This window comes from Actinophytocola sp. NPDC049390 (assembly GCF_044466355.1).
GTDB lineage: Bacteria > Actinomycetota > Actinomycetes > Mycobacteriales > Pseudonocardiaceae > Actinophytocola.
On the sequence record NZ_JBITMQ010000008.1, the window covers coordinates 87,383 to 106,132 of the forward strand.

The following is an 18,750-nucleotide window of genomic DNA, read 5'->3' on the forward strand; positions in this document are numbered from 1 at the left end:
CCAAGGTTGACCACGTGCCAGTGCCGCGCCTTGGGATGAACGAACAACAGTTGAGGACGGATACACCGATGAACACCCTGGACGCCCTGGACGCCAAGTCGCTGCGTTCCGACATCCCGGCTTTCCGCCCGGGTGACACGCTGAAGGTCCACGTCCGCGTCATCGAGGGCTCGCGTGAGCGCGTCCAGGTGTTCAAGGGCGTCGTGATCCGTCGCCAGGGCGGTGGCATCCGCGAGACCTTCACCGTCCGCAAGATCTCCTTCGGCGTCGGCGTCGAGCGCACCTTCCCGGTGCACTCCCCGAACATCGCCAAGATCGAGGTCGACCGCCGCGGTGACGTCCGTCGCGCCAAGCTGTACTACCTCCGTGAGCTGCGCGGCAAGGCCGCCAAGATCAAGGAGAAGCGCGAGACGGCCCCCACGGCCTGACCTGCATTTTCCGTACAGCCCGGTAGCCTGGGTCGTGTGGCCAATCCCGTGCACGCTCCGACTCCCGAGGACGATCCGGAGCGCACCGACCTGATCCCCAAGGCTCGCGACGCCGAAGCCACTCCGGCGTCGCGACCTGGGGGCGGCACGGCGGACCGGAAGATCGGCAAGCCGCACGGCAAGCACCGCAGGCCACCCAAGAAGCAGCCGCTCTGGCGTGAGTTGCTCACGCTGCTCGCGGTCGCCCTGGTGCTGACGTTCCTGATCCAGCAGTTCCTGGGCCGGGTGTACTCCATCCCGTCCGGTTCGATGGAGCAGACCCTCCACGGCTGCCCGGGCTGCACCGGCGACCGCGTCCTGGTCGACAAGCTCGTCTACGACTTCTCCGACCCGGAACCGGGCGACGTGATCGTCTTCGAAGGTCCGGCGACCTGGACGGAGAACGACGTCCACGCCCCGAAGTCGGAGAACGTCCTGGTCCGCGGCATCCAGTACGTCGGGTCACTCATCGGCCTGGCCCCGCCGGACGAACGCGACTTCGTCAAACGCGTCATCGCGGTGGGCGGCCAGACCGTCCAGTGCTGCGACGAGGAGTGGCACGTCCTGGTGGACGGCGAGCCGCTGGACGAGCCGTACGTCTACTGGCAGAACGGCGTCCCGGACGCCCGTCAACGGTTCGACCCGGTGACCGTCCCGGCGGGCACCCTCTGGGTCATGGGTGACAACCGCAGCGACTCGTGTGACTCCCGCTGCCAGGGCGGTGGCGGTCTCCGCGGCGTCGTCCCGATCGACAAGGTGATCGGCAAGGCCCGCTACATCGTCCTGCCGCCGTCGCGCTGGCGGGGCGTCGGCGACCACAACCCGCAGACGTCCGAGGTCGTGGCTCTGGGCGCCCCGGCCTGGCAGCAGGGTGCCCCGCTGGGCCTGGGGCTGCTGGCCGCGTGGCCGACGCTGTGGCTGACCCGCAAGATCCGCCGCCGCACGTAGCGGTGAGCCCGGCTCGTCGCTCCGTCGCTGGTAGGCAACACCCCTGCATGCGCTCCACGGCGCCCGACATCCACACCGGTACCCTGCTCTAGTGGTCGACGTCGCACGCTCCGGAGACAGCAGGGACAACGAGGATGAGGGGGACGGCCCGGCTGATCAGGACAAACCCGGCGATCCCACCACCTCGGGGCGAAAAGCCAAGGGCAAGAAGAAGCAGCGCTCGTTCTGGAAGGAACTCCCGATCCTGATCGGGGTCGCACTGCTGCTCACCCTGTTCATCCAGACCTTCCTCGCGCGGGTGTTCGTGATCCCCTCCCAGTCGATGGAGGAAACGCTGCACGGCTGCCCCGGGTGCTACGGCGACCGGGTGCTCGTCGACAAGCTGGTCTACCGCTTCGGTGACCCCGAGCCGGGCGAGGTCGTGGTCTTCGAGCGGCCGAGCACGTGGAACGAGTCCGAGTTCACCGCCGACCGGTCCAGCAACGGCTTCGTGTCGTGGCTGCAGGACGTCGGCGCCGCGTTCGGTCTCGCGTCCCCCAACGAGGACGACGTGGTGAAGCGGATCATCGCGGTCGGTGGGCAGACCGTCGAGTGCTGTGACGAGCAGAACCGGGTCGTGGTCGACGGCAAGCCGCTCGACGAGCCGTACATCTACTGGGGTCCAGGCGACAACACGCAGGAGCCGTTCCCGCCGATCACGGTGCCCGAGGGCATGCTGTGGGTGCTCGGCGACAACCGCAACGGCTCGAGTGACTCGCGCTACCAGGGCGGTGGTGGCGAGAACGGTCTCGTGCCGGTGGACAATGTCATCGGCAAGGCGCGCTACATCGTGCTGCCGCCGTCGCGCTGGCGCGGCGTGGGCGACCACAACCCGCAGAGCGCGGTGACGAACGCGGCGATGCCGTTCGTGCCGCTCGGCCTGGGTTTCGCGGCCGCGTTCCCGACCGTGTGGCTCGGCAAGCGGGTCCGCAGGGCGATCAGATCTACTGGAGTGCGCAAGTGAGAGTGGCTCGACGGGTGCGTCCGGGGTGGTTGGAACCCGGCCCGCCGCGTCCGGTGCTGCGCCGCGAGTCGGGCAACTGGGCGCTGCAGTCGGCGCTCGACCGGCGTGGGCTCGGCCCGGTCGCCGGGGTCGACGAGGCGGGCAGGGGCGCGTGTGCCGGTCCGCTGGTCGTGGCCTCGTGTGTCCTCCGACCGGGTGATTCTGCGCGACTCGAAGGGCTGACCGACTCGAAGCTCATGACGGCCGCGGCCCGCGAGAAGATGTACGACTTGGTCGTCCGGCGGGCCCTCGACTACGCGATCGTGGTCATCCCGGTCGAGGAGGTCGACGTCAAGGGCGTGCACGTCTGCAACATCGAAGGCATGCGCAGAGCGATCGCACGGCTGCGGACCCACCCGGGATACGTGCTGGTGGACGGCTTCCGCGTGCCCGGCCTGACCGCGCCGTCGATGCCGGTCATCAAGGGTGACCAGGCGGTGGCGTGCGTGGCGGCGGCCTCGGTCCTAGCCAAGGTCACCAGGGACCGGATGATGGCCGACCTGCACGAGGAGTTCCCGCAGTACGGCTTCGACGAGCACAAGGGCTACTGCACCGGCTCTCACAGTGCCGCACTGACGGTCCACGGGCCGAGCAGTGCGCACCGGTGGTCGTTCGTGAACGTGGCGTCGGCGGGCATGGCGCACGGCTTGCGAGCGCCACACCCGGTGGCCTTGAGTGTGGCCGCGGCCGCCGTGGTCCAGAATGGTCGGGTCGGGAGTCTGCCGGGCCAGGCGCCGACGCCCGTCGACCAGGAGGAGCGCGAAACCGCATGAGTGCGGAAGACCTCGAGAAGTACGAGACCGAGATGGAGCTGCAGCTCTACCGGGAGTACCGCGACATCGTCGCGCAGTTCTCGTACGTGGTGGAGACCGAGCGACGGTTCTACCTGGCCAACGGCGTCGACGTGCAGGTGCGGGACTCCGACGGCGAGGTGTACTTCGAAGTCCGGATGTCCGACGCCTGGGTCTGGGACATGTACCGGCCCACCCGTTTCGTGAAGAATGTCCGGGTCATCACGTTCAAGGACGTCAACGTCGAGGAACTGGACAAGCCGGAGCTGCGCCTGCCAGAAGAGGGCCCGTTCGGCTCATAGCACGCCCCACCGACAGAACCGGTCGCCGCGACCTGCGAACAGCCGAGTTGTCCACAGCCCGAGCAGTTGTCCACAGTTGATCATCGGCTCGTGGCCGTGACCGTGCCCGCGGGGCAAGGTCATGGGCATGGCGATTGAGACGACGAACCCGAGACCGGCACATCTGCGCACGGGCGACCGCGGTGAGACACTCGCGGCCCGCTACCTGGAAGAACAGGGCCTGACGGTCCTGTCCAGGAACTGGCGCTGCCCGGAGGGCGAGCTGGACCTGGTCCTGACCGACGGCACGACACTCGTGGTCTGCGAGGTCAAGACCAGGACCACCGACAACTACGGCCCACCGGCGGAAGCGGTGGACGACGCCAAGGCGGCCCGAATACGCAGGCTGACCCGGCGTTGGCGCGCCGACCACGGCGTGCCCCACGTCCCGACGCGCCACGACATCGTGTCGATCCTCTGGCCGCCGGGTGAGGACCCGAAGGTCAGCCACCTGAGGGGCGTTCTGTGATGCCCCTGGCACGAGCCTGGTCCGTGGCCCTGTTCGGCGTGGACGGCGTCCTCGTCGAGATCGAGGCCGACATCGGCGGTGGCCGCCCGAGAACCCAGATCGTCGGCCTCCCGGACGCGTCCCTGAACGAGGCCAAGGAACGCGTCCGGGCGGCCGTCCGCAACAGCCAACGCAAGTGGCCCGACGAACTGGTCACACTCGCCCTGTCCCCGGCAGCCCTGCCGAAGGGCGGCTCCGGCTACGACGTGGCGCTGGCCTGCGCTGTCCTGGTGGCAGCGGACCAAGAGCCGCCGGAGCGGCTCGACCGGACCGTGCTCCTCGGCGAACTGGCCCTGGACGGGCGGATCAGGCCGGCCCGAGGCGTGCTGCCCGCGTTGATCGCCGCTCGGCGAGCCGGCATCAGGCGAGCGATCGTGCCTGCCCAGACGTTGGCGGAAGCCGCGCTGGTCACCGAGTTGGAGGTGCTCGGAGCCGAGCACCTGACCGAGGTCCTGGACTGGCTCCGCGGGGAACCCGACACGCTCAGGAAGGCGCACCCACACCCGCCCGCGCAGGCGGAGCAGGCACCGGACCTGGTGGACGTGCTCGGCCAACCCGAAGCGCGGTCGGCGCTGGAGGTCGCGGCGGCGGGCGGCCACCACCTGCTGCTGATCGGTCCACCGGGCACCGGGAAGACGATGCTCGCGCGCCGGCTCCCCGGGCTGCTGCCCGCGCTGACGCACGAACAGGCGCTGGAAGTCACCACGGTCCATTCGATCGCCGGGCTGCTGTCCCCGAAGTCGCCCCTGGTCGTCACACCGCCGTTCATCGCTCCGCACCATTCGTGCACGGTGCCCGCACTCGTCGGTGGCGGCACCGGGCTGGCGAAACCGGGTGCGATCAGTGCGGCGCACCGTGGCGTGCTCCTGCTCGACGAGGCGTGCGAGTTCGCCCCGAATCGACTGGAGTCCCTGCGCACGGCGATGGAGGAGGGCGAGATCCGCCTCGCCCGGCGTGACGGCGTGGCCCGCTATCCGGCGCGGTTCCAGCTCGTGCTGGCCACGAACCCGTGCCCATGCGCTCCCGCACGCGACTTCGACTGCGTCTGCGCTCCGAACACCAAACGCAGGTACCTGTCCCGGCTTTCCGGCCCGCTGTTGGACCGGGTCGACCTCCGTGTCCAGATGCGTCCGATCACCGCGCTGTCCAGGGCCGACCCGACGCTGCCGGAGTCGACCGCCGTCGTGCGTGCTCGCGTCCTGGAGGCGCGGGCCCGCGCGGCGGAACGCTGGCAGAAGTACGGCTGGCTCACGAACGCCGAGGTACCCGGCCCGACCCTGCGGCGCGAGTTCGGCTTGCCCAGAGCGGTCAACGCCCTCCTGGACCAGAGCCTCAACTCCGGCGCGGTGACCGCCCGGGGTGCGGACCGCTGTCTCCGCGTGGCGTGGACCCTCGCCGACCTCGCCGGAGCCGGCCAACCCGGCGCCGAACACGTCGCGAAAGCCCTGGACCTGCGCGAACGTTGAGCCGCCTGACCAGAACGACACCTCCGCACAACGACCGGAAAGGAACCGTCCATGCGAATCCCCGCCAGCAACCAGTCCCCGCGGCTCGACACCACGCCCAGCTTCTGCCCGCGTCTGTGTCGACGCTCCACGCACCCGTGGCTACCACCGCCAGGTCCCGTGACCTGCTGTGCCGCCTCCGCCGCACCGGGCAGCAGGAGAGCGGCATGACCGCCTCGGTGGGCGAGGAGGTCATGCTCGCCCGGGCCTACCTCACGCGTGTCGCCGAGCCGCCGGCGTTGGCCTTGCACGCCTTCGTCGACGTCGTCGGGCCGGTCGAGGCAGCCGACCGTGTGCGCCGGGGCGAGGTGCCCGAAGCCGTCCTGCACGAGACCGAGGCCCGGCGGGAGTTCGATCTCGCCGGGGCGGATCTCGCCGCCGCGGAGAAGATGGGCGGGCGCCTCGTCGTGCCCGAGGATCCCGACTGGCCCGCGTGGCAGCTCCTGTGCCTCGCCCCACCCACCGACCGCGGGCTGCGCGGGTCCGGGCAGCCGCTCGGGTTGTGGGTCCGTGGCACCGCGGAGGTCGCGAACCTGTTCGACCGTGCGGTGTCGGTCGTCGGTGCGCGGACCGCCACTCCCTATGGCGAGTACGTCGCGACCGAGCTGGGGCACCAGCTCATCCAGGCGGGCATGACGGTGGTGTCCGGCGCGGCCTACGGGATCGACGCCGCCGCGCACCGCGGCGCGATCGTCGGCGGCGGGCCGACCGTGGCGGTGCTCGCCTGCGGGATCGACATCGCCTACCCGGCCCCGCACGGCAGCCTCATCGACAGGATCGCCGCGGCCGGGCTCATCGTGAGTGAGTACGCGCCGGGCGTCACGCCCGCCCGGCACCGCTTCCTGGTGCGGAACCGGCTCATCGCGGCCCTGTCGTCCGCGACGGTGGTCGTCGAGGCCGGAGACCGCAGCGGCGCCCGCAACACGGCGACGACGGCGGCGGCCCTCGGCAAGGTCGTGATGGCGGTGCCCGGACCGATCACCTCCAAGATGTCCGTCGGCTGCCACGACCTGCTGCGGACCGGCGGGGCCGTGGTCGCCGGATCGATCGCGGAGATCATCGAGGCGGCGGGCCCCGTCGGCGCGAACCTCGACCCCGCACCGGAGAGACCCAAGCGGGACACCGACGGGCTCGGTGACCAGGCCCTGCGAGTCCACGACGCGCTCAACCTGGGGAAACACAAGTACCCCGAGCAGGTCGCGGTCGACTCCGGGATCCCGCTCGACCGGGTGCGCACGCTGCTGATCGAACTCGAGATCACCGGTCACGCCGAACGCGGCGACGAGGGCTGGCGGAAACTGAAGGGAGGTGCCCGGCACGTGTGACGTGCGTGGCGGTACTTGACCGCACCGACGCGATGCCCCAGCGTGAAATGGGTGTCCGAGTCACGCGCGCGGGTCGACCTGCACCGAATCAGGGAGGAACTCCCCCCGGACGTCGGTGAGGTGGTCGCCGACTACGAACGGCACCTCGGGCTGGAACGCGGCCTGTCCGCGCACACGGTCCGCGCCTACGTGGCGGACGTGGTGTCGCTGCTCGGGTTCCTGCACGGGCTGCCGACGGTCGGCGGCCACCGGAGCATCGACCGGAGCCAGGGGAGGGGCCTCGCGGCCCTGGACCTGACCGCACTGCGGGCGTGGCTGGCCGCGCAGCGGACGGCCGGGGTGAGCCGCACGACGATGGCGCGGCGATCGGCGAGCGCGCGGACGTTCACCGCGTGGGCGCACCAGCGGGGGCGGCTGGCCGACGACCCCGGCGCACGGCTCGCGTCGCCGCGGCCGCACCGCACGCTGCCGTCGGTGCTGCGGCAGGACCAGGCGGGCGAGATCATGGAGGCGTCGAGGAAGGGCGCCGCCGAACGGGACGCGGTCGCTCTCCGTGACCACGCTCTGTTGGAGTTGCTGTACGCGACGGGTATCCGCGTGTCCGAGCTGTGCGGTCTGGACGTCGCCGACGTCGACCTCGAAAAGCGCCTGGTCGTGGTGTTCGGGAAAGGAGGCAGGGAGCGCACCGTGCCGTTCGGCGAGCCCGCCGCGCGTGCGGTTGCCGACTGGCTGCGGCACGGCAGGCCTGCTCTCGCGAGGCCGACGTCACCGTCCGCGTTGTTACTGGGCGCACGCGGCGGCCGGTTCCAACCGGCCAGCGTTCGACGTATCGTGCACGAGGCGTTGCACGCAATTCCGGGTGTTCCCGTCATGGGACCGCATGGTCTGCGTCACTCTGCTGCGACACATTTGCTCGAAGGTGGTGCTGATCTTCGTAGCGTCCAGGAGCTACTCGGTCACGCTACGCTCGCGACTACGCAGCTTTACACCCACGTGACCGTCGAACGGCTGAAGGCAATCCATGACCGAACCCACCCCCGTTCCCGATGAGCCCGGGGAAGGTTTGCGGACGTCCTCGGCGCCCGGCAGCAGGGCGCAGGTCGACAACGCGCGGCGCGGCGGCGTGCGCACGGCCGTCGCGCCCGGCCCACGCACATCGGGGCCGCGCGAGCACGGCGATGCCCAGCCGAGGCGGAACACGGAACGTGACACGGCGCGTGGTGACGGCCAGACCAACGGCACACACCGCAACGGCACTCGGCACCCCGGCCCGACCGCGCGCGCGAACGGCACGACGGGCGCCCCGCCGAACGGCAAGCACCTCGACAGGAAGGTCGGCGAAGCTGCCGGGAAGCGGAACGTGCCTGACACTGGAACCGACCACACCCGCGCAGGGGAGTCGCGCGGCGGAGTGGTCGCGGACGATCTGGGTGGAGGTGGCAGGGCTGGTGAAGGGCTCGTCTCCGGGGGCGGGGACGGGATCGACAGTGCGCACGTGTCTGGGGGAGACGCTGGTGCTGGTGCCGCGCTGGATGGGGCGCCGCTCGCCGGGGACGCCGCGGTGAACGGCGCCTCGCAGCGGGACGTGATCGAGGTCAACGGGCACTCGGTGACCTTCGGATTCGGGCAGACCGCCGGGGTACTGCCCGGCGACCAACGGACGTTCGACGACGTCGAGGCGGGCATCGTCGCGCTGTGGCGGCAGTACGGCGAGCGTCGCGAACAGCGGCTGCGCGACCGGCTCGTGCTGCACTACGCGCCGCTGGTGAAGTACGTCGCGGGCCGGGTCGGCACCGGGTTGCCCGCGCACGTGGAGGTCGCCGACCTCATCCAGTCCGGGATCTTCGGGCTGGTCGACGCCATCGAGAAGTTCGAGCCCGAGCGCGGGCTGAAGTTCGAGACGTACGCGATGCAGCGCATCCGCGGTGCGATCCTCGACGACCTCCGGGCCCAGGACTGGGTGCCCCGCTCGGTGCGCGGCCGCGCCCGCGAGGTGGAACGCGCCCTCGAACGGCTCGGCGCGCAGCTGCGCCGCACCCCGACCGACGCCGAGCTGGCCGAGGAGCTGGGGCTGTCGCTGCACGAGCTGCGGGACGTGTACGCCCAGCTGCAGCTGACCAGCGTCGTCGCGCTCGACGAGCTCGCCGCCGCCGGCCGCGGGTCGACGCCGCTCGCGGACATCCTCGAGGACCAGGAGGCCCTCGACCCGGTCGCGCTGCTGGTCGACCAGGACAACCGGCGTCAGCTCGCGCAGGCCATCGCCCACCTCGCCGAACGGGACCGGGTCGTCGTCACCCTGTACTACTTCGAGAACCTCACCCTCGCGGAGATCGGCCGGGTCCTCGGCGTGACGGAGTCGCGCGTGTGCCAGCTCCACACCCGTGCGGTGCTCCGGCTGCGGGCGAAGCTGCTGGAGAAGACCGAGACGTAGCCGAGCCCTGGACGCGGCTAGCCGCCGTCCCACGGCAGCAGCCGCACACGGCCGGAGGACAGCAGGCCGAGCGGGTCGAGGTACTCGTCGCCGCGGCGTGCGCCCCAGTGCAGGCAGGCCGGCGCGTCCTCGCAGCCCACGTGACCGGCTGCCAGGTGTCCGATGACCGTGCCGCCGCGGACCCGGGCGCCGACGGACACCGCCGGGGTCAGCGGTTCGTACGTGGTGCGCAGGCCGTTCGCGTGGCTGATCGACACCAGACTCCGTCCCGCCAGCTGACCCGCGTAGACGACCACGCCGTCGCCCGCCGCCGAGACCGGGTCGCCGGGGCGGCCCGCCAGGTCCACGCCGCGGTGGCCGGGGCCGTACGGGGTGGTCGGTGGCCGGAACGGCCGCACCACCGGGTGCGGAGGGGCGAGCGGCCACACGAATCGGTCCACCGGCTGGTGGCGTGCGGTTTCCGGGCCGGTCGCGCTCGGCGGGAAAGCGCTGGTCGTGGGGACGAGGAGGGCGAGGACGAGCAGGAAGGTCGGCATGGGTCAACGATGCACGGGAGGGCCGACAGGGGCGGGGTGACGGGGGCGGCCTGTGGACAACCGGGTGGGCTGTGGACAACTGCCCGGTTAGCGGTGGCCGGTGTCGGCGGGCCTCGGGCGGACCGCGTACACTGCTTGCGCGGCTCGTGGCAACGCGGGTCGACTTCGCGTGCCAGTGCGCTTGCCTCGCGGCAGCGGCATCCGGCGGTCCCGAGACGCAGCACCACAGTCGAGGGTCCGGCTGCCGGCACCGGCACCAGGGCGGACGGCAAAACGCTCTCCGCGGCAACCGACACCGCGTCGGCACCACCCTCCGGCGCGCAAGAGAAGAAGAAGGTGCGAACCAGGCCATGGCCGTCGTCACCATGAAGCAGCTGCTCGACTCCGGCGTGCACTTCGGGCACCAGACCCGCCGCTGGAACCCGAAGATGAAGCGCTACATCTTCACCGAGCGCAACGGCATCTACATCATCGACCTGCAGCAGACGCTGTCGTACATCGACCGCGCCTACGAGTTCATCAAGGAGACCGTCGCGCACGGCGGTTCGATCCTGTTCGTGGGCACGAAGAAGCAGGCGCAGGAAGCGATCGCGAACGAGGCGCTCCGCGTGGGCATGCCCTTCGTGAACCAGCGCTGGCTCGGCGGCATGCTGACCAACTTCTCCACCGTCCACAAGCGTCTCCAGCGCCTCAAGGAGCTGGAGTCCATGGAGCAGACGGGCGGCTTCCAGGGTCTCACCAAGAAGGAGATCCTGATGCTCACCCGCGAGAAGGACAAGCTGGAGCGGACCCTCGGCGGTATCCGCGACATGGCGAAGGTGCCTTCGGCCGTGTGGATCGTGGACACGAAGAAGGAGCACATCGCCGTCGGTGAGGCTCGCAAGCTGAACATCCCGGTCGTCGCGATCCTCGACACCAACTGCGACCCCGACGAGGTCGACTACCCGATCCCGGGCAACGACGACGCGATCCGCTCGGCCGCGCTGCTCACCAAGGTCGTCGCCGAGGCCGCGGCCGCGGGTCTGATGGCCCGCTCGGGTGTCCGCAACGGCGTGCCGGACGGCGAGGAGAAGCCGCAGCCGGGCGTCTCGGACGAGCCGCTCCCGGAGTGGGAGCAGGAGCTCCTCGTCGGCCAGAACGCCCCCGCCGGTGGCGGCGACGCCGCCGCGGAGAAGCCTGCCGCCTCCGAGTAAGCGACCTACCCGAAAGAAGGATGGACAGAGCCACAATGGCTAACTACACCACGGCCGACCTCAAGCGGCTCCGTGAGCTCACCGGCGCCGGCATGATGGCCTGCAAGAAAGCCCTCGACGAGTCCGACGGCGACTTCGACAAGGCTGTCGAGTTCCTGCGCATCAAGGGTGCGAAGGACGTCGGCAAGCGTGCCGAGCGCACCACCGCCAACGGCCTGGTCGCGGCCGACGGCGGTGTCATGATCGAGCTGAACTGCGAGACCGACTTCGTCGCGAAGAACGCCGACTTCACCGGTCTCGCCGACAGCATCGTCGCCGCCGCGAAGGCCACCAAGCCGGCCGACCTGGACACCCTCCTCAAGGCCGACCTCGACGGCAAGACCGTCGCGGACGCCGTGCAGGAGCTGTCCGCCAAGATCGGTGAGAAGCTTGAGCTGCGCCGGGTCGCCGTCTTCGACGGTGCCGTCACCACCTACCTGCACCGCCGCGACCCCGACCTGCCGCCGACCGTCGGCGTCGTGGTCGAGTACACCGGTGACGACGCGGAGGCCGCTCGCGGCGCCGCCATGCAGGTCGCCGCGATGAAGCCGCGCTACGTCACCCGTGACGAGGTGCCCGAGGACGTCGTCGCGGCCGAGCGCCGCATCGCCGAGGAGACCTCGCGCGAGGAGGGCAAGCCGGAGGCCGCGCTGCCCAAGATCGTCGAGGGCCGGATCAACGGCTTCTACAAGGACGTCGTGCTGAACGAGCAGGCCTCGGTGCAGGACTCCAAGAAGACCGTGAAGGCGCTCCTCGACGCGGCGGGCGTGACGGTCACCCGGTTCGCCCGCTTCGAGATCGGCCAGTCCTGATCTCCCAGCCTGGACACCAGGCGGTGCCCCGCCCTCGATGCAGCACTGAGGGCGGGGCATTCGCCTGTAGGAAGACCGACCACTGAGGGGAGACACATGGAACTGACCCGACACGGATTCCGCAGGGTGCTGCTCAAGCTGGGCGGCGAGATGTTCGGTGGCGGCGAGGTCGGTGTCGACCCCGACGTGGTCCAGACGGTCGCCCGCCAGATCGCGGACGTCGTCCGCGAGGGAGTCCAGGTCTCCGTGGTCATCGGCGGCGGCAACTTCTTCCGCGGCGCCGAGCTGTCGCAGCGCGGCATGGACCGCGACCGCGCCGACTACATGGCGATGCTGGGCACCGTCATGAACTGCCTCGCGCTGCAGGACTTCCTGGAGAAGCTCGGCATCGACACCCGCGTGCAGACCGCCATCACGATGGGCCAGGTCGCCGAGCCCTACATCCCCCGCCGCGCGGAGCGGCACCTGGAGAAGGGCCGTGTCGTGATCTTCGCGGGCGGCGTCGGCATGCCGTACTTCTCCACCGACACCGCGGCCGCCCAGCGCGCGCTGGAGATCGGCTGCGAGGTCGTGCTGATGGCCAAGGCGGTCGACGGCGTCTACACCGCCGACCCGAAGACCGACCCCGACGCCAAGATGTTCGAGCACATCACGCACCGCGAGGTGCTCGAGCGCGGGCTCGCGGTCGCCGACGCCACGGCGTTCAGCCTCTGCATGGACAACAACATGCCGATCATCGTGTTCAATCTGCTCACCGAGGGGAACATCGCCCGCGCGGTGCGTGGTGAGAGGATCGGGACCGTGGTCAGTACTCCCTGACCGCGCGGAGCTGATGAGAAACAGGAGCAGGCTTTGATCGACGAAACACTCTTCGACGCCGAGGAGAAGATGGAGAGGGCGGTGTCGCACGCCAAGGAGGAGCTCGCCTCCGTGCGCACGGGCCGCGCCAGCTCCGGCATGTTCTCCCGGATCGTCGTCGACTACTACGGTGCACCGACCCCGCTCAACCAGCTTGCCGGTGTCAACGTTCCGGAGGCGCGGATGGCGGTGATCAAGCCCTACGACGCCACCCAGCTCGCCGCCATCGAGAAGGCGATCCGCGACTCGGACCTCGGGGTCAACCCGACCAACGACGGCGCGCTGATCCGCGTGGTCATCCCCCAGCTGACGGAGGAGCGCCGCAAGGAGATGGTGAAGGTCGCCAAGGCGAAGGGCGAGGACGCGAAGATCGCCATCCGCAACGTGCGGCGCAAGGCGAACGAGGAGCTGCACCGCATCGCGAAGGACGGCGAGGCGGGTGAGGACGAGGTGACGCGCGCCGAGAAGGAGCTGCAGAACCTCACCGACAAGTACGTCGCGCAGGTCGACGAGCTGGTGAAGCACAAGGAAGCGGAACTGCTCGAGGTCTGAGCCCGGTACATGGACATGATCAGCGCACCCACCGGGTCAGAACCCGTCGAGGAGAACCGTGTGACGACCGGCGACGCGGCCGAGCCGGCGCCCGCCCCCGCCCAGAAGGCCGGGCGCAACCTGCCGGCCGCGATCGCCGTCGGCGTTCTGCTCGGCGGCGCTGTGCTGGTGTCGTTGCTGACCGTGCGGCAGATCTTCGTCGGGATCGTCGCGGTCGCGGTCGCCATGGGCACCTACGAGCTGGCGGGTGCGCTGAAGCGTGGCGCGGACATCCGCGTCACGCTGTGGCCGGTACTGGTCGGCGGCCAGGCGATGGTCTGGTTGTCGTGGCCGTTCGGCCGCAACGGGTTGCTCGCGGCGTTCGTCGTGACGATCCTCGCCTGCCTGGTCTGGCGGTTCCGCGGTGGCGCGGACAACTACGTGCGGGACGTCAGCTCGTCGATCCTGACCGCCGCGTACGTGCCGCTGTTCGCGTCGTTCGCGGCGATGCTGGTGGTCGCCGAGGACGGCGTGGCGCGGGTGCTGTGCTTCATGATCGTGGTGGTGTGCAACGACGTCGGCGGCTACACGACCGGCGCGAAGCTCGGCAGGCACCCGATGGCGCCGACGATCAGCCCGAAGAAGTCCTGGGAGGGTTTCGCGGGTTCGATGCTCGTCGGCACCCTCGCGGGGACGCTCGCCGTGACGTTCCTGCTGGACGGCCAGTGGTGGCAGGGTGCGGTGTTCGGCGCCGCGATCGTGTGCACGGCCACCGTCGGCGACCTGGTGGAGTCGCTGATCAAGCGGGACCTGGGGATCAAGGACATGGGCACGCTGCTGCCCGGCCACGGCGGTCTGATGGACCGGCTCGACTCGCTGCTGCCGTCCGCCGTGGTGTCCTGGTTGTTGCTGAGCCTGTTCATCACCGGCTAGCCGGTGGTATTGCTGGACGGTGTGGGACTGATGTCGCGCGCCCGTGAGCGCCTCGCCGCGGTACGTCGCGGCGCCGAGACGTTGCCGAGCCCGAACATCTGGCACTGGCCGGACGTCTACGAGATCGAGAACCGGGCGCAGGACGTCCACGACGACATCTGGCGTGTCCTGACGACGATCGCCGACTGGCGCGGTCGCGACGTGCTGGACATCGGCTGCGGGTCCGGTTTCCACCTGCCGAGGTTCGCGGCGACCGCGCGGCGCGTCATCGGGGTGGAGCCGCACGAGCCGCTGGTCCGGCTCGCACAGGACCGGGTGACGCTGCTGCCCACGATCGAGGTGCTGACCGGGTCGGCGCAGCGGTTGCCGCTGCCGGACGCGAGTGTGGACGTGGCGCACGCCCGGACCGCGTACTTCTTCGGCCCCGGCTGTGAACAGGGGCTCGCCGAGGCGGAGCGCGTGCTCCGCCCCGGCGGCGTACTGGTGGTCGTCGACCTCGACGTGCGGCACCGGCCCTACGGCGACTGGATGCGCGCCGACCTGCCGAAATACGACCCGGTCGAGGTCGACCGGTTCTTCGAGCGGATGGGGTTCGACTGCCGGACCGTCGAGACGCGGTGGCGGTTCGCGGACCGGACGAGCCTGGAGTCCGTCCTGCGGATCGAGTTCTCGTCACGCGTGGCGGACCGAGCGGCCCGGGAGGTCCCCGGGCTGGAGTTCCCCGTCGGCTACCGGTTGCTCACCAGGCGAAAGCCGACCGGGTTGATCACCTAGTCTTCGTCGGTCTCGTCGTCCTCATCGGTGGCTGGGGCCTCGCCGAGGATCGCGTACAGCTCGCGCCTGGCGTTGTTGAGGACCTCGATGGCCCGCTTCTTCTGCTCGTCGCTCGCGGCCTGGACGACCTGCATGGTCGCGCCCATGAGCTGGCCGATCGCGTCGCGCAGGTTCACGTCACGTGGGTCGGCGTCGCGGGCGATCTCCTCCCACGGCGGGGTCTCGATGGCCTCGGCGGCCGTGCGGCCCTCGTCGGTGAGCGCGTACAGGCGACGCGAGCCCTGGCCCTCGTCGTTGATCAGGCCCTCGTCGGCGAGGAGTTGGAGCGTCGGGTAGACCGAGCCCGGGCTTGGCCGCCACAGGTCGCCGCTGCGCTCCTTGATCTCCTGGATCATCTCGTAGCCGTGCATGGGCCGCTCGAGGAGCAGCGCGAGGATCGCCGCGCGGACGTCGCCGCGACGGGACCGGCGGCCCCTGCCCTGCCGGTCGTGACCGCGGCCGCCGCGGCCTCGCCGCATGCGGTCGGCACCGGGGAAGCCGGGGAACCCCGGGAACCCGCCGAAACCGGGGCCGAACGGACCACCGGGACCGGGCGGCCCGGGCGGGAACGGCGGGAAGGGCACGCCCCCGCGTGCCTCGGCCGGGTGGAAGTGGGGGCGCGGGTCACCGAAGGCGCCCGGATCACCCCTGAAGTGGTGATGGTGTCGCATGGTTCCTCCCTGTGGATGTATCGCGTGGTATCGCGATAGGTTCACGATATATCGGAAACTATCGCGATGCAACGTTCGGCACGAAATTGGCCTCTGACCAGGGCAGTTCGGCGGCCGTGGGACAATGGAGTGGTTATGACCGCATTGCCTCTGGTCTTCGACGCGCCCAAGCGCGGCCTGCCACCCCGTCACCTCGCCGACCTCTCCACGGAGGAGCGGCGCGCTGCCGTCGCCGAGTTGGGGGAGAAGCCGTTCCGCGCGAACCAGCTGTCGAACCACTACTTCGGCCGGCTGACCGCCGACCCCGCCGCGATGACCGACATCCCCGCGGCCTCCCGCACGCAGCTGACCGACGCGCTGCTGCCGCCGCTGCTGACCGTGGTCCGCCACGTCAGCTGCGACGACGACACCACCCGCAAGACGCTCTGGCGCGCACACGACGGCACGTTGCTCGAAAGCGTTCTCATGCGGTACCCCGACCGGACCACGCTGTGCGTGTCCAGTCAGGCGGGCTGCGGCATGGCGTGCCCGTTCTGCGCCACCGGCCAGGGCGGGTTGATGCGCAACCTGTCGACCGCGGAGATCGTCGACCAGGTCCGCACCGCGGCGGCCGCGATGCGTGACGGCGAGCTGGGTGGCCCCGGCCGCCTGTCGAACATCGTGTTCATGGGCATGGGCGAGCCGCTCGCCAACTACAAGCGCGTCGTGGCGGCCGTCCGCCGGATCACCGAGCCCGCCCCGTCCGGTCTGGGCATCTCGCAGCGATCGGTGACCGTGTCGACCGTCGGCCTCGCCCCGGCGATCCGCAAGCTCGCGGACGAGAAGATGCAGGTCCGGCTCGCGGTCTCGCTGCACACCCCGGACGACGAGCTGCGCGACACGCTGGTGCCGGTGAACACCCGGTGGTCGGTGGACGAGGTCCTGGAGGCGGCGCGGTACTACGCGGACGCGTCCGGCAGGCGGGTCTCGATCGAGTACGCGCTGATCCGCGACGTGAACGACCAGCCGTGGCGCGCTGACCTGCTGGCGAAGCGCCTGCGCAAGCACCTCGCGCAGTACGTGCACGTGAACGTGATCCCGCTGAACCCGACGCCGGGCTCGAAGTGGGACGCGTCGCCCAAGGCCGTGGAACGGGAGTTCGTGCGCCGCGTCAACGAGGGTGGCGTTGCCTGCACCGTGCGCGACACGCGCGGGCAGGAGATCGCCGCCGCCTGCGGTCAGCTCGCCGCGGAGGGCTGACGCACCCTAGGAACGGCCGAAACACAGTGGCAGGGTGTTCGGGCCGTGGATTCCGATGGCTGGCCGCCAGGTGAAGGGACCCGCGAACTCCGGTGGGCCCAGCCGGTGCGCGAGTGCGGGCAGTGCCTCGGCGAGTTCGGCTTTGGCGAGCGCGATGCCGAGGCAGTGGTGCGGACCGGCGCCGAACTGGAGGAGCGGCGCGTCGTGGCCGGCGGTGATGTCGAACGTCGTGCCGCCGGGGAAGACGCGGGGATCGCGCTGGGCGACGGCGACGCACATCGTGAGGAACGTGTCCTTCGCGATGTGCAGGCCCTGGTAGTCGAAGTCCTGCGCGGCGAACCGGTAGATGGTCGGAGACGACGGGAGCCACCGCATGGCCTCGTTGACCGCCTGGTCCGCCAGCTCGGGCCTGCTGCCGAGCAGGCGCCACTGGTCGGGGTGCTCGGCGAACGCGACCATCGCGTTCGCGAGCTGGTGGCGGGTCGTGTCGTGCGCCGCGAACACCGACGTGACGATGAGGTTGCGCAGCTCTTCCTTGGTGATCAGCTGGTCGTCGTCCTGGGCGGCCACCAGCGCGGAGATGAGGTCGTCGCCCGGCCTGGCCCGCTTGTCCGCCATCAGCCCGTCGATGTACCCGTTCAGGCCGACGAGCGCGGACTCGACGCGAGGCCGCACGCCGGGGTCGACCGCGATGCCGAACACCAGGCCGATGTCCGTCGTCCAGGTGTGGAAGATGTCGTGGTCTTCCGGTGGCACGCCCAGCATCTCGCTCATGACCGCGAGCGGCAGCGGGTTGGCGAACTCCTCGATGAAGTCGCACTCCCCGGCGGACGCCAGGTGCTCGGCCAGCCGCTGCGCCTCGGCCCGGGCGAACGGCCGCAGCCCGCTGATCATCCTCGGGGTGAAGGCCTTGCCCACCAGGCTGCGCAGCCTGCGGTGGTGCTCCCCGTCGTGGTTCATGATCATGGGGACGAACCAGTCGAAGATCGGTCCGTCGAGGACGCCGTTCATCTCCATGAAGCGCTTGCCGTTGTGGTCGAGCCGCTGGTCCCGCAGCAACGCGTGCGACTCGGCGTAGCCCAGTACGAGTAGCCCGACCGGGCTGTCGGCGTACCAGTTCCTCGCCTGTGCCTCGGCCACCTCCGGCGCGCCGAAGGTGAACCCCGGGTCGACGACGTTCAGGAACGGAACCTCGCTCGACGACGTGGCGTCCACGGTGATCGACATCGTTTCGCCCCCGCTCGGGTCACTGCGGCTTCGGGGTGGCGAAGTAGTCCCGCACGGCGCTGATCTGGTGGTCCATCATGGTCATGAGCGACTCGACGATCTCCGGCTCGGCGTCGTCGGTGACCATGAACTCCCGCGAGTACTCCATGAAGCTCCGGCCGGGGTCGTTGGTGACCGGCAGGATGCGGTAGGTGGCGACGTAGTCGTAGAGGCACAGCACCGGCGCGGTGGTCCGGTAGGTGAGGGAACGTTCCACCTCGTTGCGCCCGGCGACCTCCTGCTGCACGAGACCCCCGTTGTGCAGCATCCTGAACTCGTACCGCGACGGCACCAGGTCCGGCGAGCCGCCGTCGACCCAGGTCATGTCGCCGACCGTGTCCCCGAACAGGATCTTCACCAGGTTGAGAACGTTGCGGACCTCTGCCCAGACCGTGTCCGGGCCTGCTTCGAGGACGGTCGTCTGGTACATCGTGTGCTTCGGCTTGATGATCACGACATCTCCGTTGCGGCGAAGGGGAACCGTCACCGCAAGGTAGCCAG

21 protein-coding genes are annotated in these 18,750 nt (G+C 70.2%); 17 read left to right on the plus strand and 4 right to left on the minus strand.

Translation table 11 applies throughout. The features are described from left to right. Window positions 1-68 precede the first annotated feature (68 nt). The 10 genes from rplS to ACIBVP_RS22895 all read left to right on the plus strand — a co-directional run bounded on the left by rplS (window position 69) and on the right by ACIBVP_RS22895 (window position 9,358). The gene (gene rplS, locus ACIBVP_RS22850) at window positions 69-428 is read left to right on the plus strand and encodes a 50S ribosomal protein L19 (protein ID WP_396108265.1); all 360 of its coding nucleotides are present in this window, start codon (window positions 69-71) and stop codon (window positions 426-428) included. A gap of 36 nt (window positions 429-464) precedes the next feature. After that, a complete protein-coding gene (gene lepB, locus ACIBVP_RS22855; protein ID WP_396108266.1) occupies window positions 465-1,415 on the plus strand; it encodes a signal peptidase I in 951 nt (316 codons plus the stop codon). Between the two features lie 91 nt (window positions 1,416-1,506). Continuing rightward, window positions 1,507-2,418, plus strand: coding sequence for a signal peptidase I (gene lepB / locus ACIBVP_RS22860; RefSeq protein WP_396108267.1), 912 nt, complete (start codon window positions 1,507-1,509; stop codon window positions 2,416-2,418). A 29-nt stretch (window positions 2,419-2,447) separates the two neighbouring features. Then, window positions 2,448-3,230, plus strand: a complete 783-nt coding sequence (locus tag ACIBVP_RS22865; protein WP_396108572.1) for a ribonuclease HII — start codon at window positions 2,448-2,450, stop codon at window positions 3,228-3,230. Then, a complete protein-coding gene (locus tag ACIBVP_RS22870; protein ID WP_396108268.1) occupies window positions 3,227-3,550 on the plus strand; it encodes a DUF2469 domain-containing protein in 324 nt (107 codons plus the stop codon). Before ACIBVP_RS22865 ends, ACIBVP_RS22870 begins: the two co-directional genes overlap by 4 nt. A 127-nt stretch (window positions 3,551-3,677) precedes the next feature. Continuing rightward, entirely contained in the window at window positions 3,678-4,058 is a 381-nt protein-coding gene (locus ACIBVP_RS22875) for a YraN family protein (protein ID WP_396108269.1), read from the plus strand. Beyond that, entirely contained in the window at window positions 4,058-5,563 is a 1,506-nt protein-coding gene (locus tag ACIBVP_RS22880; protein ID WP_396108270.1) for a YifB family Mg chelatase-like AAA ATPase, read from the plus strand. Before ACIBVP_RS22875 ends, ACIBVP_RS22880 begins: the two co-directional genes overlap by 1 nt. A 137-nt stretch (window positions 5,564-5,700) precedes the next feature. Continuing rightward, window positions 5,701-6,927 carry a DNA-processing protein DprA gene (dprA, locus tag ACIBVP_RS22885; protein WP_396108271.1) on the plus strand — a complete coding sequence of 409 codons (1,227 nt, stop codon included), beginning with the start codon at window positions 5,701-5,703 and terminating at the stop codon, window positions 6,925-6,927. Window positions 6,928-7,005: 78 nt separating this feature from the next. Continuing rightward, window positions 7,006-7,977: a tyrosine recombinase XerC gene (locus ACIBVP_RS22890; protein ID WP_396108573.1), complete on the plus strand. Its 972-nt coding sequence runs from the start codon at window positions 7,006-7,008 to the stop codon at window positions 7,975-7,977. Window positions 7,978-8,536: 559 nt separating this feature from the next. Beyond that, the gene (locus ACIBVP_RS22895; protein WP_396108574.1) at window positions 8,537-9,358 is read left to right on the plus strand and encodes a FliA/WhiG family RNA polymerase sigma factor; all 822 of its coding nucleotides are present in this window, start codon (window positions 8,537-8,539) and stop codon (window positions 9,356-9,358) included. A gap of 17 nt (window positions 9,359-9,375) precedes the next feature. Here the strand turns inward: ACIBVP_RS22895 and ACIBVP_RS22900 are convergent, their stop codons facing one another. Beyond that, window positions 9,376-9,894: a M23 family metallopeptidase gene (locus ACIBVP_RS22900; RefSeq protein ID WP_396108272.1), complete on the minus strand. Its 519-nt coding sequence runs from the start codon at window positions 9,892-9,894 to the stop codon at window positions 9,376-9,378. Between the two features lie 350 nt (window positions 9,895-10,244). Between ACIBVP_RS22900 and rpsB the strand changes: the two genes are divergently transcribed. From rpsB to ACIBVP_RS22930, 6 genes are all read left to right on the plus strand, one after another. Beyond that, a complete protein-coding gene (rpsB, locus tag ACIBVP_RS22905; protein ID WP_396108273.1) occupies window positions 10,245-11,087 on the plus strand; it encodes a 30S ribosomal protein S2 in 843 nt (280 codons plus the stop codon). Window positions 11,088-11,122: 35 nt separating this feature from the next. Beyond that, window positions 11,123-11,938, plus strand: coding sequence for a translation elongation factor Ts (gene tsf, locus ACIBVP_RS22910; RefSeq protein WP_396108274.1), 816 nt, complete (start codon window positions 11,123-11,125; stop codon window positions 11,936-11,938). Window positions 11,939-12,034: 96 nt separating this feature from the next. Further along, window positions 12,035-12,757: a UMP kinase gene (gene pyrH / locus ACIBVP_RS22915; protein WP_396108275.1), complete on the plus strand. Its 723-nt coding sequence runs from the start codon at window positions 12,035-12,037 to the stop codon at window positions 12,755-12,757. A 33-nt stretch (window positions 12,758-12,790) separates the two neighbouring features. Then, window positions 12,791-13,348, plus strand: a complete 558-nt coding sequence (frr, locus tag ACIBVP_RS22920; RefSeq protein ID WP_396108276.1) for a ribosome recycling factor — start codon at window positions 12,791-12,793, stop codon at window positions 13,346-13,348. A gap of 15 nt (window positions 13,349-13,363) precedes the next feature. Beyond that, on the plus strand, window positions 13,364-14,260 hold the full coding sequence (locus ACIBVP_RS22925) for a phosphatidate cytidylyltransferase (protein WP_396108278.1): 897 nt from the start codon (window positions 13,364-13,366) through the stop codon (window positions 14,258-14,260). A gap of 30 nt (window positions 14,261-14,290) precedes the next feature. After that, window positions 14,291-15,034 (plus strand): class I SAM-dependent methyltransferase, encoded by a 744-nt coding sequence (locus ACIBVP_RS22930; protein WP_396108279.1) that lies wholly within the window; start codon window positions 14,291-14,293, stop codon window positions 15,032-15,034. On the opposite strand, the gene ACIBVP_RS22935 is transcribed toward ACIBVP_RS22930, so the two are convergent. Beyond that, entirely contained in the window at window positions 15,031-15,744 is a 714-nt protein-coding gene (locus ACIBVP_RS22935) for a PadR family transcriptional regulator (RefSeq protein ID WP_396108280.1), read from the minus strand. The genes ACIBVP_RS22930 and ACIBVP_RS22935 overlap by 4 nt on opposite strands. 135 nt (window positions 15,745-15,879) lie before the next feature. Here ACIBVP_RS22935 and rlmN point away from each other — a divergent pair, with 135 nt between their 5' ends. Further along, window positions 15,880-16,983 carry a 23S rRNA (adenine(2503)-C(2))-methyltransferase RlmN gene (gene rlmN, locus ACIBVP_RS22940; RefSeq protein ID WP_396108281.1) on the plus strand — a complete coding sequence of 368 codons (1,104 nt, stop codon included), beginning with the start codon at window positions 15,880-15,882 and terminating at the stop codon, window positions 16,981-16,983. Between the two features lie 6 nt (window positions 16,984-16,989). On the opposite strand, the gene ACIBVP_RS22945 is transcribed toward rlmN, so the two are convergent. After that, entirely contained in the window at window positions 16,990-18,210 is a 1,221-nt protein-coding gene (locus ACIBVP_RS22945) for a cytochrome P450 (RefSeq protein ID WP_396108282.1), read from the minus strand. Between the two features lie 19 nt (window positions 18,211-18,229). Continuing rightward, complete coding sequence (locus ACIBVP_RS22950; protein ID WP_396108283.1) at window positions 18,230-18,703, minus strand: SRPBCC family protein; 474 nt, start codon at window positions 18,701-18,703, stop codon at window positions 18,230-18,232. Between the last annotated feature and the right edge of the window lie 47 nt (window positions 18,704-18,750).

Excerpts from the sequence above, each read along its gene's own strand:
- pyrH (WP_396108275.1), top strand. The coding sequence starts at position 12,035 with ATGGAACTGACCCGACACGGATTCCGCAGGGTGCTGCTCAAGCTGGGC.
- ACIBVP_RS22870 (WP_396108268.1), top strand. The coding sequence starts at position 3,227 with ATGAGTGCGGAAGACCTCGAGAAGTACGAGACCGAGATGGAGCTGCAG.
- rlmN (WP_396108281.1), top strand. The coding sequence starts at position 15,880 with ATGACCGCATTGCCTCTGGTCTTCGACGCGCCCAAGCGCGGCCTGCCA.
- ACIBVP_RS22935 (WP_396108280.1), bottom strand. The coding sequence starts at position 15,744 with ATGCGACACCATCACCACTTCAGGGGTGATCCGGGCGCCTTCGGTGAC.
- rpsB (WP_396108273.1), top strand. The coding sequence starts at position 10,245 with ATGGCCGTCGTCACCATGAAGCAGCTGCTCGACTCCGGCGTGCACTTC.
- ACIBVP_RS22930 (WP_396108279.1), top strand. The coding sequence starts at position 14,291 with ATGTCGCGCGCCCGTGAGCGCCTCGCCGCGGTACGTCGCGGCGCCGAG.
- ACIBVP_RS22875 (WP_396108269.1), top strand. The coding sequence starts at position 3,678 with ATGGCGATTGAGACGACGAACCCGAGACCGGCACATCTGCGCACGGGC.
- ACIBVP_RS22900 (WP_396108272.1), bottom strand. The coding sequence starts at position 9,894 with ATGCCGACCTTCCTGCTCGTCCTCGCCCTCCTCGTCCCCACGACCAGC.
- ACIBVP_RS22880 (WP_396108270.1), top strand. The coding sequence starts at position 4,058 with ATGCCCCTGGCACGAGCCTGGTCCGTGGCCCTGTTCGGCGTGGACGGC.
- tsf (WP_396108274.1), top strand. The coding sequence starts at position 11,123 with ATGGCTAACTACACCACGGCCGACCTCAAGCGGCTCCGTGAGCTCACC.
- rplS (WP_396108265.1), top strand. The coding sequence starts at position 69 with ATGAACACCCTGGACGCCCTGGACGCCAAGTCGCTGCGTTCCGACATC.
- ACIBVP_RS22945 (WP_396108282.1), bottom strand. The coding sequence starts at position 18,210 with ATGTCGATCACCGTGGACGCCACGTCGTCGAGCGAGGTTCCGTTCCTG.
- ACIBVP_RS22925 (WP_396108278.1), top strand. The coding sequence starts at position 13,364 with ATGATCAGCGCACCCACCGGGTCAGAACCCGTCGAGGAGAACCGTGTG.